Origin of the sequence: Hymenobacter perfusus, assembly GCF_003944765.1 — a bacterium.
Taxonomy (GTDB): Bacteria; Bacteroidota; Bacteroidia; order Cytophagales; family Hymenobacteraceae; genus Hymenobacter; species Hymenobacter perfusus.
This window is the reverse complement of record NZ_RWIU01000003.1, coordinates 64,557-80,002: the sequence shown is the minus strand read 5'-3', so window position 1 is coordinate 80,002 and position 15,446 is coordinate 64,557. Positions and strand designations below refer to the sequence as shown.

At 62.1% G+C, this 15,446-nt stretch carries 11 protein-coding genes; 10 read left to right on the top strand and 1 reads right to left on the bottom strand.

The window, feature by feature from the left end; genetic code table 11:
• Positions 1-41: 41 nt before the first annotated feature.
• The 9 genes from EI293_RS10285 to EI293_RS10250 all read left to right on the top strand — a co-directional run bounded on the left by EI293_RS10285 (position 42) and on the right by EI293_RS10250 (position 13,277).
• Positions 42-701, top strand: coding sequence for a DUF1449 family protein (locus EI293_RS10285; RefSeq protein WP_125437291.1), 660 nt, complete (start codon positions 42-44; stop codon positions 699-701).
• 216 nt (positions 702-917) lie between these two features.
• On the top strand, positions 918-3,074 hold the full coding sequence (locus EI293_RS10280; RefSeq protein WP_125437289.1) for a flotillin family protein: 2,157 nt from the start codon (positions 918-920) through the stop codon (positions 3,072-3,074).
• 194 nt (positions 3,075-3,268) lie between these two features.
• The gene (locus tag EI293_RS22735) at positions 3,269-3,646 is read left to right on the top strand and encodes a DUF3592 domain-containing protein (protein ID WP_449404892.1); all 378 of its coding nucleotides are present in this window, start codon (positions 3,269-3,271) and stop codon (positions 3,644-3,646) included.
• Between the two features lie 44 nt (positions 3,647-3,690).
• Entirely contained in the window at positions 3,691-8,730 is a 5,040-nt protein-coding gene (locus EI293_RS10275) for a DNA repair ATPase (protein ID WP_125437287.1), read from the top strand.
• 9 nt (positions 8,731-8,739) lie between these two features.
• On the top strand, positions 8,740-9,162 hold the full coding sequence (locus EI293_RS10270; RefSeq protein WP_125437285.1) for a DUF3592 domain-containing protein: 423 nt from the start codon (positions 8,740-8,742) through the stop codon (positions 9,160-9,162).
• 358 nt (positions 9,163-9,520) lie between these two features.
• Positions 9,521-11,407, top strand: a complete 1,887-nt coding sequence (locus EI293_RS10265; RefSeq protein ID WP_125437283.1) for a serine hydrolase domain-containing protein — start codon at positions 9,521-9,523, stop codon at positions 11,405-11,407.
• Between the two features lie 307 nt (positions 11,408-11,714).
• Positions 11,715-12,101 (top strand): DUF3592 domain-containing protein, encoded by a 387-nt coding sequence (locus tag EI293_RS10260; protein ID WP_125437281.1) that lies wholly within the window; start codon positions 11,715-11,717, stop codon positions 12,099-12,101.
• 134 nt (positions 12,102-12,235) lie between these two features.
• Complete coding sequence (locus tag EI293_RS10255) at positions 12,236-12,640, top strand: DUF3592 domain-containing protein (RefSeq protein WP_125437279.1); 405 nt, start codon at positions 12,236-12,238, stop codon at positions 12,638-12,640.
• Positions 12,641-12,740: 100 nt separating this feature from the next.
• A complete protein-coding gene (locus EI293_RS10250) occupies positions 12,741-13,277 on the top strand; it encodes a pyridoxamine 5'-phosphate oxidase family protein (RefSeq protein ID WP_125437277.1) in 537 nt (178 codons plus the stop codon).
• 201 nt (positions 13,278-13,478) lie between these two features.
• Here EI293_RS10250 and phbB read toward each other — a convergent pair whose 3' ends face one another.
• On the bottom strand, positions 13,479-14,225 hold the full coding sequence (gene phbB, locus EI293_RS10245) for an acetoacetyl-CoA reductase (RefSeq protein WP_125437275.1): 747 nt from the start codon (positions 14,223-14,225) through the stop codon (positions 13,479-13,481).
• Between the two features lie 282 nt (positions 14,226-14,507).
• On the opposite strand from phbB, the gene purU reads away from it, so the two are divergent.
• Entirely contained in the window at positions 14,508-15,341 is an 834-nt protein-coding gene (purU, locus tag EI293_RS10240) for a formyltetrahydrofolate deformylase (RefSeq protein WP_125437273.1), read from the top strand.
• Positions 15,342-15,446: the final 105 nt, after the last annotated feature.

Below are 15,446 nucleotides of genomic sequence, written 5' to 3'. Positions count from 1 at the left end.
CATCTTCGGCACTGGCTTTCTACCCCACTTTCTATTCTGCCATGACCGAACTTCTACATGCTGCCGTTTCGCCGCCCAACCTGCTGCCCACCGGCTTGCTGGTGTTCGTGCTGCTGTACTGGCTGACGGTGCTTCTGGGCGTACTCGACTTCAAGACCCTTGACGTCGATACCGACCACGCCGCGCACTTCAGTCCCGACGGCCACACCGCGCCCGATCCGGCCGATATGGGCGTGAGCTGGCTGAACCATGCGCTGGCTTTTTTCAACCTGGGCCGGGTGCCGCTGATGGTGCTGGTGAGCTTCGTGGCGCTGCCGTGGTGGGTGGGCAGCATTCTGCTGAACCACTATTTGGGCAACACGTCGGGGCTGCTGGGGGCGGTGCTGCTGGTGCCGCTGCTGCTGGGCAGCTTGCTGGTGGCCAAGGTGCTCACGCTGCCGTTTGTGCGGCTGTTTGCGGCCATGGAGCGCAACCACGACGGCGGCGCGCAGCCGCTGGGCAAAGTCTGCACCCTGCTGCTGCCCGCCAGCCAGCAGCAGTTGGGGCAGGCCAGCGTGCCCCAGGCCACCGGGGCACCACTGGTACTGAGCGTGCGCGCCGCCTCCGCCGCCGTTGAGCTAAAAAAAGGTGATACGGCGCTGGTGATTGACTACGATGCCACCCGCCGCTGCTACCTTGTGGAGCCATATGACGCGCCCTGAATCGTTTCGCAGATCAACAGAACGGTGTAGAAACGCAATATTTTGCGTCTCGTCGTTGAACGACCGACAGCGCATATAGATAACAACATCAGCAACGACGAGACGCAAGATATTGCGTCTCTACAGCGTGTACCAAGCTGACGGCTGTACCGCTTACCTACCAATAATTTTCTCTTCCTTTCTCCCGATTTGCCTCTACTCCTACTCCTTACTTCCATGCTAGAACAACTTTCTCTCGCGGTGATTGTCATCGTGGCCGTCCTCTTATTGGGCTTTATTGCCATTGTGGCGCGCATGTACCAAAAGGCCGTGCAGGGCGAGGCCCTGGTGCGCACCGGCATGGGCGACACGCAGGTGTCGTTCAGCGGCATTTTTGTGGTGCCCGTGCTGCATAAGCTGGAGGTGATGGACATCAAGCTCAAAACCATCGTTATTGCCCGCGCCGGCTCCGAAGGGCTGGTCTGCAAAGACAACATGCGCGCCGACGTGAAGGTGAACTTCTTCGTGCGCGTCAACAAAACCAGCCAGGACGTGGTGAACGTGGCCCAGAGCATCGGCGCGCACCGCGCCTCCGACCCGGCCGCGCTGGAAAGCCTCTTCGACGCCAAGTTCTCGGAAGCCCTCAAAACCGTGGGCAAGCACTTCGATTTCATTGAGCTCTATAACTCCCGCGAGCAGTTCAAGCAGCAAATCCTGACCATCATCGGCACCGACCTCAACGGCTACGTGCTCGACGACTGCGCCATCGACTACCTGGAGCAAACCCCGCTAACGGCCCTCAACCAGGACAACATTCTGGACGCCGAAGGCATCAAGAAGATTATTTCCCTGACCTCGGAGCAGAAAATTCAGGCCAACGCCATCCAGCGCGAGCAGCAGAAAACCATCAAGAAGCAGGACGTAGAGGCGCAGGAAACCATCCTGCAGCTGGAAAAGCAGCTGATTGAAAACCAGGAAAAGCAGAAGCGCGAAATTGCCAACATCAAGTCGCGGGAGCTGGCTGAAACCGAGAAAGTGCAGCAGGAAGAGCGCCTGAAGGGCGAAAAGGCCCGCATTGCCACCGAGGAAGAAGTGGGCATTGCCGAGCAGAACCGCGACCGGCAGGTGCTGGTGGCCGAGCGCAACAAACAGCGCACCGACGCCGTGGAAACCGAGCGCGTAGCCCAGGCCAAAGCCCTGGAAGTAAACGAGCGGGAGCGAATAGTCGCCTTGGCCCAGATCGAGAAGGAAAAAGCGCTGGAAGAAGAGAAAAAGAACATCCAGGCCATCATCCGCGAGCGAATCACGGTGGAAAAAGCCACGGTAATCGAGGAGGAGAAAATCAAGGACACCCGCGCCCAGGCCCTGGCCGACCGCGACAAGCTGGTGGCCCTGACGGCCGCCAAGCAGCAGGCCGAAACCGCCACGGTGGCCCTGGTCGGCGGCGCCGACATGGAGCGCCAGGCCGCCGAGTTCCGCGCCAAGCAGGTGCTCATTGACGCCGAAGCCGAGAAGGCCGCCGCCGAGTTCAAGGGCCAGGCCATTCGCACCCTCGCCGAAGCCGAAGCCAGCAAGGCCACGGCCGTAGGTTTGGCCGAGGCGCAGGTGATGCAGGCCAAAGCCACCGCCCGCCAGAAGGAAGGCGAAACCGAAGCCAACGTGCTCCAACTCACCGCCGCCGCCGAAGCCCAGGCCATCCAGTCGCGGGCCGGTGCCCAAGCTGAGGCCGACGAGAAGCTGGGGCTGGTAGCCGCCAAAGTCAACCGCGAAAAAGGCCAGGCCGACGCCGACATCATCCAGTTCCGCGCCGACGCCGACCAGAAGAAAGGGTTGGCCGAAGCCGCCGTATCGGAGCAGAAATTCGCGGTGGAAGCCAAGGGCATCGAAGCCAAGGCCGACGCCATGAAGAAGCTCGACGGCGTGGGCAAAGACCACGAGGAGTTCAAGCTGCGCCTCGACAAGGACAAGTCGGTGGAACTGGCCCAGATCAACATTCAGAAGGACATTGCCGCCTCCCAGGCCGGCGTTATCGGCGAGGCCCTCAAAGCCGCCAAAATCGACATCGTGGGCGGCGAAACGATGTTCTTCGACCAGATCATCGGCTCTATCACCAAGGGCAAAATGATTGACCGCACCGTCCACAATTCTGAAGTGCTGGGCACCGTGAAGGACGCCTTCTTCTCCCAGGACGGCGGCGACTTCAAAGCCAACCTGCGCCGCTTCGTGGACCAGTTCGGCCTCAGCTCGGAGGACATGAAGAACCTGAGCGTCTCGGCCCTGCTGCTGAAGATGATGAACCAGGCCGGCGACGACGCCACCCGTGCTACGATTACGCAGCTGGCGGGTACGGCGGCGGCGCTGGGCATCGGGGATAAGCCGGCGCGGCTGCTGTAACCTCTAGTCGCCTCACCCCCTAGTCCCCTCTCCGAAAAGGAGAGGGGGAACTAGCTTCTACCCTTTTAAAGCTAGTGCTAGTTTCTCTCTACCTCCAAACTCTACAACTAGAGCCCCTCTCTTTTTCATTCCGCGCTTTGAGCGGCGAAGGGGTTGGGGTGAGGCGACTAGTATCTAGCGCTGACTACCTGCTCATGCAAGCACCCGATTCCACCACTCCACCCCAAATGACCCGCCGGCAAATCGTGGGTCTCGCTCTTGGACTGGCTTTCTCCATTGCTCTTTTTGCTAGCCTTATCTACTTCATCAGAGCGGATATTGCTGAACAGCGCGCGGCTATCCTGAAAAATCCAGGGTACGCCACGGGCATTATCACCCGGGTCAGAAGGCACAAAAATCGGCGCGTATCAGTGCGGTATACTGTGGGCGGCGTGGAGCATTCCCTTCGGACGCGGGTGTCCAGAAACTTTTTGCGCACCCACGCCAAAGGTGACACTACCGCCGTCATCTATGCTAAATCAGATCCAGCTAATGCTATCCTGAAGGCCCGGTTACGGTCCTCCCGAAACTAATTAGCCGTTTTTTCTCCCCGCAAGGGTCTGTGCCTTGCCATCCTATGGAAGCTCAAGCTACCCAACTCGAAACCGGCACCTACGAAATCCTGCGCAACCGCCTGCTCAAAAGCAGCACCGACCTGCGCCTGCGCCTCGACCAGCTCAACGCGGAGCGCAAGCAGGTGTTTGGGGCCGTGGATACGCGCCTGATTGGCACCGGCCGCATCAGCACCGAAAACAACTGCGTGGCCTGGGACATGGTGCCGGTGGGCCAGCGGTTCATCTTCGGCTACAACGTGGTGCTGGGCCTGAAGGCCGAGCCCGACTTGGCCGATGTGTTTGGGGTGTACGAGTACGCCGCGCACGACTTCCGGCCGCTGGGGCTGGAGCTGTTACAGAACCCGCAGTTTCTGGAGGATTTCCGCAACCTGTACCGCTACTACAAGAACACCCAGTTCGTGAAGTTCGCCGTCATTGGCGTGCACCTGTTCATGGTGTTTCGGGTGGGCAAAAGTGCCTCGGATGTCAAGACGTTCAAGTGGCTGGTGCAGGGCGATACGCTCACCTACCTCGACAACCGCTCCGACCACGAGTACACCTTCCCGCCCCAGCACGAGTTCCAGTGGAAGCGCGCCACCCGCGACATGCAGCGCGGCGGTAAGCACCCCCACATCAGCATCGAGGACAAGGTGTTCGTGGAAACCGTGGGCGGTGATTTGACCATCAAAGTTGAGGACAATACTGCCTCCGGCCACGGCATTCTGAGCGAGCCGGTGGACGACAAGGACCAGACCCTCGACGACTCGGAAATCTACTTTGCCGTGGTGGGCAACCTGATTCTGCTGAAAATCCGACCCTACCAGGAGCAGCAATACCGCTACTTCATCTTCAACCACCGGCTCAAAACCGCCCAGCACCTCGATGCCCTGGCCGATGCCTGCGTGCTGCTGCCCGACGGCCAAGGCATCATCTTCCCCCACGGCTTCTACCTGCAAACCGGCGACAACAAGCTGTTCGACAACGGGCTGCGGGAAATGCTGTTCGAGAAGCGCGTGGTGTCGCCGAACGGGGAGGATTTCCTGTACGTGTTCTTCAACAAAGACCACGGCACCTACCTGCTGCTGAGCTACAACCGCATTGCCCAGCGCGTGGATAACCCCATCGTGTGCCACGGCTACGCGCTGTTTGAGAATGGGGAGCTGTGCTACTTCCGGGCCGACGACGAGCCCAAGAAGCACCACGCCGTGCAGATCTGGCAGACGCCCTACACCGCCCCCGATTTCCAGCTGCCCATCACCTCCGACTCCTACCTCTACAAGCTGGGCAACAAGGAGATTGTGCGGGCCATGAGCGAGGTACAGGAAGTGCTGACGCTGGCCGGCAAGGACGACAGCTACGCCGGCCTCTACCTCGACCTGATCCGCCAGACCACCAGCCTCACCGACGCCTACCACTGGCTGCGCGAACCTGCGGCCCAGGCTTTGGCCGAGCCCCTGGCCGAAATCCGCCAGACAGCCACGGCGGCCGTGGAGGAGTTCGAGAAGGTGCAGAGCCTGCGCAAGAACACGGCCCAGCAAACGGCCACCGTGTTCCAGAAAGCCGACGAGCTGACCGGCCGCATCCGCCGCTCAGCGCCCGATACCGTCACGGAGTTTGTGCAGCTGCTGGGCGAGCTGCGCGGGGTGCGGGGCGAGGTCATTTCGCTGAAGGAGCTGCGCTACGTGGAGCTGCCAGCCGTGGAAAAGCACGCCGCCGACCTCGAAAGCCTGAGCAAGGAAGTGGCGCTGCAAACCGTGGACTTCCTGCTCCGGCCCGATGCCCTCCTGCCCTATTCCCAGCGCGTGCAGGCCATTGCCGACGGCGTAGAGCAGGTGCAGAAAACCATCGAGGCCGACCAGCGCGAGCAGGAAACCGCCGCCGTGGCCCAGGAGCTGGAGCTGCTGATTGAGATGGTGAGCAACCTGCCCATCCCCGACCCCACGCAGACCACGGCCATCATCGACAATATCTCGACGGTGTACGCCCGCTTCAACCAGATCAGGGCGGCGCTGAAGCGGCGGCGGCAGGCGCTGGCCGGCACCGAGGCCCAGGCCGAATTTACGGCCCAGCTAAAGCTGTTGGAACAGGCCCTCACCAACTACCTCGACCTGGCCGACACGCCCGCTAAGTGCGACGAGTACCTGACCAAGCTCATGGTGCAGCTGGAAGAGCTGGAAGGCAAGTTCCCCGACTTCGACCAGTTCATCGAGCAGCTCACCACCCGCCGCGAGCAGGTAGTAGAAGCCTTCGAATCGAAGAAAACCGCCCTGGTGGCCGCCCGCAACCAGCGCGCCACCGCCCTGCTGCAAAGCGCCGAGCGGCTGCTGAAAGCGGTGCAGAGCCGCGTCAGCCGGATGGAATCGGTGGCCGACATCAACGGCTATTTTGCCGCCGACGTGATGGTGGAGAAGGTGCGCCAGACTGCCCAGGACCTGCTCAGCCTCGGCGACTCGGTGAAGGCCGACGACGTGCAGAGCCGCCTGAAAACCCTGCGCGAAAACGCCGTGCGCCAGCTCCGCGACCGGGCCGACCTGTTCGCCGACGGCGGCCAGACCCTGCGCTTCGGCACCCACGCCTTCACCGTGAACACCCAGCCCCTGGAGCTGACCGTGGTGCTGCGCGACGACGACCTGCACTACCACCTCACCGGCACCAACTTCTTCCAGAAGATAACCGACTCCGCCCTGCTGGCCTCCCGGCCCGTGTGGGAGCAAACCGTGGTGTCGGAAAACCAGGATGTGTACCGGGCCGAGTTTCTGGCCTGGCGCATCCTGCAGGCCGCCCACCACCCCGCCCCCGCCAACCCCGAGGCCGGCCGACCCGCTGTGCTGTCGGTACCCGAGCTAACCCACCTCAGCCTCGCCGAGCTACTCACCTACGTGCAGCAGTTCATGGCCGCGCGCTACCAGGAAGGCTACCTCAAAGGCGTGCACGACCACGACGCCGCCCTGCTGCTCACGGCCCTAGTGCGCCTCACCCGCACGGCAGACCTGCTCCGCTACCCGGCAGATACCCGCGCCGCTGCCGCCCTTTACTGGCTGCGCTTCGCCGACCCCGACCAGCGCGCCCACTGGGAGCGGCAGCTGCAGGGTATCGGCGTGCTGCTGCAGGTCTTCCCCGACTCCCAGGAGTTCGACCAGCTCAAAGCCGAGCTGCAAGCCGCCGTCGAAACCTTCGCCGCCCAAACCGGCATCTTTACGCCAGAACAAGTGCAGGAAGCCGGCGACTACCTGTTCCACGAGCTGACCCACACCGGCTCCTTCATCATCTCCCAGGAAGCCGCCGACCTCTACCAGCAGTTCCAGAAGCAGCTGCAGGAGCGCCACGCCACCGACCTGTTCCAACAGTCCATCACCCAGCTCCAGGACCAGCCCGTGGCCCAGTTCCAGCTGGTGCGCCAGTGGGTGCAGAGCTGCCTCACCCCCCGGCCCCCTCTCCAGGGGGAGAGGGGGAGCCAGTCGGCAAATAGCGGTGCTGGCCTAACTCAACCCAAACTACGAGACTCATCCAACGATATCAATCGTCAGGCTCCCCCCTCTCCCCCCGGAGAGGGGGGCCGGGGGGGTGAGGCAACAGAAACTGCCGTCCTCCTGCTCACCCAAACTTTCGACCCCGCCCGCGTGGTCCACACGCCCACCACCGAAACCCTCGACGGCTTCCAGGGCACCCACCCGCGCATCATTACCACTAACAACGGACAACTAACAACCAACAACTACACCCTCAACTTCCCCGAACTCCGCCGCCGCCTGCTGCACTACGACCGCACCACCGTGGCCCAGTTCGAGCAGTTTCAGGAGACGAAAAAGCAGCTGTTGACCCGCGCCGCTGAGGATATGCGCCTGGAAGATTTTCGGCCCCGCGTGCTCACGTCGTTCGTGCGCAATCAGCTGATTGATAAAGTGTACCTGCCACTCATCGGGGCCAACCTGGCCAAGCAGATCGGGACGGCCGGCGAGGGCAAGCGCACCGACCTGATGGGGCTGCTGCTGCTGATTTCGCCGCCCGGCTACGGCAAAACCACCCTCATGGAGTACGTGGCCAACCGCCTGGGCCTCATCTTCATGAAGATCAACGGGCCGGCCATCGGGCACGCCGTCACCAGCGTCGACCCCGCCCAGGCCCCCAACGCCGGGGCGCGGCAGGAGCTGGAAAAGCTGAATCTGGCCTTCGAGATGGGCGACAACGTGATGATTTACGTGGACGACATTCAGCATTGCCACCCCGAGTTTCTGCAGAAGTTCATCTCACTCTGCGACGCCCAGCGCAAGATTGAGGGCATCTACCAGGGCCGCGCCCGCACCTACGACTTCCGGGGCCGCAAGGTGGCCGTGGTGATGGCCGGTAACCCCTACACCGAAAGCGGCGACGTATTCCAGTTGCCCGACATGCTCGCCAACCGCGCCGACATCTACAACCTCGGCGACATCCTCACGGCCGGCTCCGAAGACGCCTTCCGCCTCTCCTACCTCGAAAACGCCCTCACCAGCAACACGGCCCTAGCCCGCCTCGCCACCCAAAGCCCCCAGGACGTGCCCGCCCTCATCCGCCTCGCCGAAACCGGCCAGCAGGACGGCCTCAGCTTCGAGGGCAACCACTCGCCCGAGGAGCTCAACGAGTACGTGGCCGTGCTCGGCCAGTTGCTACGCCTGCGCGACGTGGTGGCCAAGGTAAATGCCGCCTACATTGCCAGCGCCGCCCAAGCCGACGCCTACCGCACCGAGCCGCCGTTCAAGCTCCAGGGCTCCTACCGCAACATGAACAAGCTGGCCGAGAAAGTGCGCCCCGTCATGAACGACCAGGAAATAACCGACCTGCTGGCCGCCCACTACGAAAGCGAGGCCCAGACCCTGACCAGCGCCACCGAATCCAACCTGCTCAAGCTGCGCGAGCTACTCGGCTGGCTCACCCCCGAGCAAGCCGCCCGCTGGCAGCAAATCAAGCAAACCTACCTCGACAACCTCCGCCACTCCGGCGCCGGCCAGCTCCTGCAAATGCTCGATAAGCTGGAGAATATAGCTGGTGGCCTGAGCGGGATTCGGGAGGCGCTGAAGCGGGAGTAATTTACCGAGATGGAACACCCATACCTGACTGCCACAGTGTGCTTCACAATGGGCATCTACCTAATCTGGATTAATGCTCGGCAGCTCCGGCTAAATATATATCTGCGGGCTAATGGCATTCTTACTTCGGCAGTCATTACTGAGGCCAGGCTTACCAGAGAGAGGGATGCTTTCATCAGCCACTTCAAGGCTACTTACCAGGACCCGCACCACCGCTTGCATGAAGCTAATTTCTCGGCGAAAGATTCGAACGAGGAATTCTTATACCTAGTAGGGGGAGAAATACACGTCTACTACGACCCCTTGCGGCCGGAGAATTGCGCCCTTGCCACCGATGTTAAGTCAACTGGCGCCTACTATGCTTTGGTATTCGGAGCAGCAGCCATTACCTACGTGGCTTATATGATTTGGGAGGTGCTAAAACAGGGGTAAAATTTCACGCATGGGTTTTACTTTACTTTCCCCCTGCAGTCGCTCGGCTATTGCCGAGTGACCACTATGCCGGAGCGGCTGTGCCGCGAGCGTCCCGCGCCGTGCCGCCGTTTGCCCTGGTGGCGCGGGCTACTGCTCAGCCGTAACTGCGGCGGGGTAGCCGCCGGGAGGTTTGCAAGGAGCCATAGACCAACCCAGTACCCTTTATGGCAGGCCCAGAGGCCGTTGCTTAGAGCAAACAACGGCCTCCGGTCAGGTGCCGGCCACCCGGCCGCTTACCCACATTCATTAACAAACCGCTATACTCTCCGGCAAACCCCTATCTTCCGCCCCTTTATCTACTCCCTCTATTCCCCCTGTGAAGAAACTCTTTCTGCTGCTTGCCCTACTCGGAGTCGTCATATCGGCCACCGTGCTGCGGGCCCAGCACCCTAAACCCGCGCCCCACCCCATTACCACCGTCCCTCAGCTCACCGATTCCATCCAGCGCATCATGCGTCAGGAGCACATTCCGGGCCTGCTGCTCAGCCTGGTAATCCACGACTCGGTGCTGTTTGAAGGAGGATTGGGTCTGGCCGACGTGGAAAACCGCCGGCCCGTGACGGCCCACACCCTGTTTCGGATGGGCTCCGTTACCAAGACGTTTGTGGCCACCGGCCTGCTCCAGCTCGTGGAGCAAGGCAAGCTCAGCCTCAACGACGAAGTGCGCAAGCTGGCCCCCGAAATTCTAATCGACAACCCCTGGGAAGCTACCGACCCGGTGCGCGTGGTGCACGTGCTGGAACACACCGCCGGCTTCGACGATATGGGCATCAACCACATGTACAACGCCACCGCTACCGACCCGCGCGGGGCCGCCGCCGTGCAGGTGTTTCGGCGCGAGCTGCGCTGCCGCTGGCGGCCCGGCGAGCGAATGTCGTACGCCAACCCCGGCTACCAGCTGGCCGGCTACCTGCTCGAAAAGCTCAGCGGCCAGCCCTACGAGCAGTACCTGAGCCAGCACCTGCTACGCCCCCTGGGCATGCCCGAGGCTACCGCCGACCTGCGCCCCGCCGCCAACCCCAGGCTGGCCCGCGGCTACCGCTACGCCGATGGCCGCTACCAGCGCATCATGCCGCTGCCCATCTACGCCGGCCCGGCCGGCTCGCTGAGCGCTTCCGCCGCCGATATGACCCGCTGGGTGCAGTTCTTTCTCCACGACTTCCGGGGCCCCAACGGTACGGCCCTGCTCCGGCCCGCCGCCCTGCACGCCATGGAAACGGCCCACACGGCCCTCGGGGCCCGCACCGGCGTGCCCGGCGGCTACGGCCTGGCCAACATGGCCATGAACCCGCTCGGCAAAGCCGTGTTTCGGGGGCACGGCGGCAGCATCGGGGGCTTCTCGTCCACGTTTGCCTACCACCGCGGCCTGGGCGCGGGCTATGCCCTATCCAGCAACGGCGACCAACGCACCTCCAGCATCGATAAGCTGGTGCTGGAATTTCTGTTGCGCCAGGTGCCCCCGCCGCCCCGGCCCCGGCTCGTACCCCTCGATGCCGCTGCCGTAGCGCCCTTCCTGGGCCACTACCAGAACGAGGCGCCCCGCCAGCAGCTCCTGGGCCTGCGCGACTACCTGCTCGGCGACCAGCGCCTCACCCGGCGGGGGCCGTTGCTGCTGTTGCTGCCCCTCCTCGGCCAGCCCGACACGCTGGTGCCCACCGGCCCGCTCACCTTCCGCCGCCCCCGGGAGCAGTTCGCTTCCATGGTGCTCACCCACGACCACGACGGCCGCCGCACCCTGGTTACGGCCAAGGGCTATTTCCTGGAAGCCAGCTCCGGCTGGTGGTGGCTGCGGCCGGCCCTGCTGGCCCTCAGCCTGCTGCTGGTGCTCACGGCCAGCCTAGCGGGCCTGGTGTGGCTCGTCATGGCCCTGCGTCGCCGGCTGCCCCGCGCCCAGGTGCTGCCCCGTCTGCTGCCATTGCTGGCCACTACGGCCCTGCTGGTTGCCGTGGCGGCCTTTGCCAGCCTGGCCAGCCATTTCTGGGACGCTGGCCACCTCAGCCTGACCACGGGGCTCATCGGCGTGGGGCCGCTGGCCTTTGCCGTGTTCAGCCTCGCCGGGCTGTTGCTTACGCTGCGCCGCTTCGGCCAGTTCCGTAGCCGCGCGGTGGCCTGGTACCTGCTGCTCACCTACGGAGCATTGGGCTGGCTGGCCGCCACCCTGGCTACCTACGGCTGGCTGAGCCTGCACCTGTGGTCGGTGTAGGCAGTCAGGGGTTTCAGCCCCCCGGCAACCTGCGCCACTCCGACCCCGCCCAGCTCCTGCAGATGCTGGAGAAACTGGAAAGTATTGCTGGCGGCCTAAGCGGGATTCGGGAGGCGTTAAAGCGGGAGTAGTTCACCAGCACAGAACGTCATGCTGAGCTTGCCGAAGCATCTTGTGTGCTTATGTTGCCAAGCTAACCGTCATGCTGAGCGCAGCCGAAGCATCTCGCGTGCTGACGTTGCTCATCTACCCACTTGCCAATGCCGCAGCGTAAGCCTCTACCTCCACCCCAACGGCCTCAAGTGCCATGACCATCCCGGTAATTCCTGAAGATCTGCTGTTCGCGCTTATCTGCCTGCTGCTGGGTGGGCTGTTCCTACGCAAAGCTAATCGGCTCCACCAGAAACATCAGCACATGCTCATCCACAGCCTCTCCGCCACAGCCACCATTGTCCGCCTCGAAGACAACCCTTCTACCGACCACCGCACCTACTTCCCCGTCCTGCGTTTCCAGACGGCTACCCAGGAAACCGTTACGGTTTGCTACCCCCACAGCAAGCGCCGCTACCAGTTTCGTGTGGGCGAGCCGCTGCAAATCCAGTATAATCCCGCCACGCCCACCGAAATTCTGGTCCCCTCCTACAATCAATCTGATATAACAATCTACCGCTGGCTAGGCCGGGCCGCTGGCTAGGCCGGGCCGCTGGCTAGGCCGGGCCGCCGGCCTGTTAGGTGTCGTTGCTATACTTGCTTATATGCTGGCGTAACAGGTAGCAGCACTCCGCAACTTTCCGCTACTCCCACCCCGACCAGCTCCCGCATTTCCCAATGAACACCTTCTTCTTTGTACTATTCGCAGTGGTGGTTGCAGGAATGGCATTTGCCTTCTACCGCTCCAACAAAAACTCCCACAGCCGCCTGGATATTCTCCGGTATGGCAAGCGGGTTCCGGGAGAAATAGTAGACCTCGAGTTCTTTGGCCTGTTTTACCGCTTCCCGGTGGTCCGCTTCCAAACGAGGGCCGGGCAACTCCTGACGCTCACTGCTTCAGACAAAGCACAGGTCACCGAGTTCAGCAAAGGTCAGCAGGTGGAAGTGTGCTATCTGCCAGAAGCCACAGACCAGTTCATAATCGTCTCCGGTCTTGACGTCCTGGTCAACTCAGAAACCGAAGTAGCGAAAGGCAAATACCGGCTTAAAAAAGGCCAGGAGCGGCGCGACAATAGAAAGTAAAAGCCCAGTAGGTACAATCGGCAAATGGAAAAATCTGTGCGGAATTATCGTTGAAACGGAGGAAGTTCTACCTTGCTGCCGGGCCAAACCCCTCTCCTTTATGGGCAAGCACTACCCCACCATCACGCCTGAAATCCAAACGTTCATTGAGCGGCAGCACCTGTTTTTCGTGGGCACGGCTGCCGCGGATGGGCGCGTCAACATCTCGCCCAAGGGCCAGGATACCCTGCGCGTGCTCGACGCCAACCGCGTGGCCTGGCTGAACCTGACCGGCAGCGGCAACGAAACCGCCGCCCATCTGTTGGAAGTCAACCGCATTACCCTGATGTGGTGCGCCTTTGAGGGCCGGCCCAACATCCTGCGCCTCTACGGCGCTGCTACCGTGTACCACCCCCGCGACGCGGAATGGGTGGAGCTGCTGCCGCTGTTTCCGACCCTGCCCGGCGCCCGCCAGATAGTAGTCGTAACCGTGGACCTAGTGCAAACCTCCTGCGGCATGGCCGTGCCATTACTGGATTTCCGGGCTGAACGCGACGAGCTAAACGACAGCATGGAAAAGCGAGGCCCAGAGCAGGTAGCGCAGTACTGGCACGACCGGAACGCCCGCAGCCTCGACGGCAAGCCCACCGGCATCTGAGCCACGTAGCAGAACGTCCAACTGGCGCGAGTCTGGCGCAGCACAACTTGTGCCCAGCCATAGTGCGCAGACTACCCATCCACTGCCGCGCCAGCGGCAAACCACTTCCGTGCCAACACACAAGAAAAGCCCCTCAACATGATGCCAAGGGGCTTTTTGCACAGGAAATACACCAGGCAATCCGGTGCCGGCAAAGACCGGTTACGCCATGTGCTGGCCGCCGTTGATGGCGAAGTTGGAGCCGGTGATAAAGCCGCTTTTCGCCGAAATCAGGAACGAAACGGCTTCGGCAATTTCCGTGGGGCCACCCAGGCGGCCTACCGGAATCTGGGCAATGATTTTCTCCCGGATATTCTCCGGCACGGCCATCACCATTTCGGTTTCAATATAGCCGGGCGAAATCGTGTTGACGGTAATGCCATACTTGGCCACTTCCAGCGCCAATGACTTAGTGAAGCCGTGCATGCCAGCCTTGGCGGTGGAGTAGTTCGTCTGGCCGTACTGGCCCTTCTGGGCGTTGATGGACGAAATATTAATGATGCGGCCGAAGCGGCGCTCCACCATGCCCTGAATCACGTGGCGGGTGCAGTTGAATACGCTGTTGAGGTTGGTGTTCAACACCTCGTCCCACTGCGCCTTGGTCATCTTCACAAACGAAGTGTCGCGCGTGATGCCCGCGTTGTTGATCAGAATATCAATGGGGCCGATGTTCGTCTCGATGTGCTGCACCATCGTGCCCACTGAGTCGAAGTCGCTCACGTCGCCGTGCACCAGCTCAATGTGGTGGCCGGTTTTATCCAGCTCCTGCTGCAGCTGCACCGATTTTTCCTCGTTGCGGAAGTTACCCACCACCTGGTAGCCGTCTTCGCTGAGCTTGCGGCACAACGCCGTACCAATACCCCCGGTGCTCCCCGTAATCAATGCAATACGCTCGTTGTTCTGCTTCATGCTGTCTGTAACGTCTAATCGGTTTGTGTGTACTACTTTTTTTTCGCGGGCGAAATGAATAGAGTGGGTGACACGGCGGAGCGGCCAGGGACACCGCTGCCCGGAGTAGCTACCCGGAACGTATCGGCTGGGTTTACGGGCCGCGTGGGCAGCGGTCCGTCAGCCGGAGCGGCCAAAGTTATTACATCTGCTCCGAAGCCCGAGCCCCAGACCAGCAAAGCGGGACACTTTTTCGCGGAATAGTGCCTATCCTTGCGGCCTGTATTTTTTTCCGCGCCGCGTATGATTCATTTTTTGCTGATTGACTGCCCCGACGAGCCGGGCCTGGTGTACCGCGTCACGGAGGTGCTCTACCGCCACGGCCTCAACGTGCTGCGCAACGGCGAGTTCGTGGACCGCCACGACCAGCACTTCTTCATGCGAACCGAGTTTGATGGCCCATGCGAGCCGGAGGCACTGCTGCAAGAACTACGCGCCGCCCTGCCCCCCACCGCCCGCGTACGCCTGCGCAACGACCAGCCCCGCCGCATTGTGCTGCTGGCCACCAAGGAGCACCACTGCCTCTCCGAGTTGCTGGTGCGCCACTTCTTCGGGCAGCTCCACGCCGAGGTTCTGGCCGTCATCAGCAACCATGATACCCTGCGCGCCATCACCGAGAAGCTGGGCGTACCCTACCACCACCTCAGTGCCGAGGGCCTCTCCCGCGAAGCCCATGAAGCGGCCGTACTCACCCAGATTGAGTTCTACCAACCCGAGTTTGTGGTGCTGGCCCGCTACATGCGCATTCTGTCCTCGGAGTTCGTGGCGCACTTTCCCGAGCGGCTCATCAACATTCATCACAGCTTTCTGCCGGCCTTCATCGGGGCCAGCCCCTACGCCCAGGCCTATGAGCGCGGCGTGAAAAGCATCGGGGCTACCGCCCACTTCGTCACCGATCAGCTCGACCAGGGCCCCATCATTGCTCAGAGCGTCATCCCTACCGACCACACCCAGAGCGCCCGCGACATGGCCCAGGCAGGCCGCGACGTGGAGAAGCTCACCCTGGCCCGGGCCCTCACCCTGGTGTTCCGCGAGCAGGTGGCCGTGCACCGCAACCGCACCATCGTCTTCGAGTAGCAGCCGGTGGGGCAGTTCTGACAGGGGCCGCACGTCATTGCAAGCAGCACGTCATTCCGAGCGGAGCCGAGGAATCTCGCGTGCTGACGTTGAGTGGTAACGACA

Excerpts from the sequence above, each read along its gene's own strand:
- EI293_RS10285 (WP_125437291.1), top strand. The coding sequence starts at position 42 with ATGACCGAACTTCTACATGCTGCCGTTTCGCCGCCCAACCTGCTGCCC.
- EI293_RS10280 (WP_125437289.1), top strand. The coding sequence starts at position 918 with ATGCTAGAACAACTTTCTCTCGCGGTGATTGTCATCGTGGCCGTCCTC.
- EI293_RS22735 (WP_449404892.1), top strand. The coding sequence starts at position 3,269 with ATGCAAGCACCCGATTCCACCACTCCACCCCAAATGACCCGCCGGCAA.
- EI293_RS10275 (WP_125437287.1), top strand. The coding sequence starts at position 3,691 with ATGGAAGCTCAAGCTACCCAACTCGAAACCGGCACCTACGAAATCCTG.
- EI293_RS10270 (WP_125437285.1), top strand. The coding sequence starts at position 8,740 with ATGGAACACCCATACCTGACTGCCACAGTGTGCTTCACAATGGGCATC.
- EI293_RS10260 (WP_125437281.1), top strand. The coding sequence starts at position 11,715 with ATGACCATCCCGGTAATTCCTGAAGATCTGCTGTTCGCGCTTATCTGC.
- EI293_RS10255 (WP_125437279.1), top strand. The coding sequence starts at position 12,236 with ATGAACACCTTCTTCTTTGTACTATTCGCAGTGGTGGTTGCAGGAATG.
- EI293_RS10250 (WP_125437277.1), top strand. The coding sequence starts at position 12,741 with ATGGGCAAGCACTACCCCACCATCACGCCTGAAATCCAAACGTTCATT.
- phbB (WP_125437275.1), bottom strand. The coding sequence starts at position 14,225 with ATGAAGCAGAACAACGAGCGTATTGCATTGATTACGGGGAGCACCGGG.
- purU (WP_125437273.1), top strand. The coding sequence starts at position 14,508 with ATGATTCATTTTTTGCTGATTGACTGCCCCGACGAGCCGGGCCTGGTG.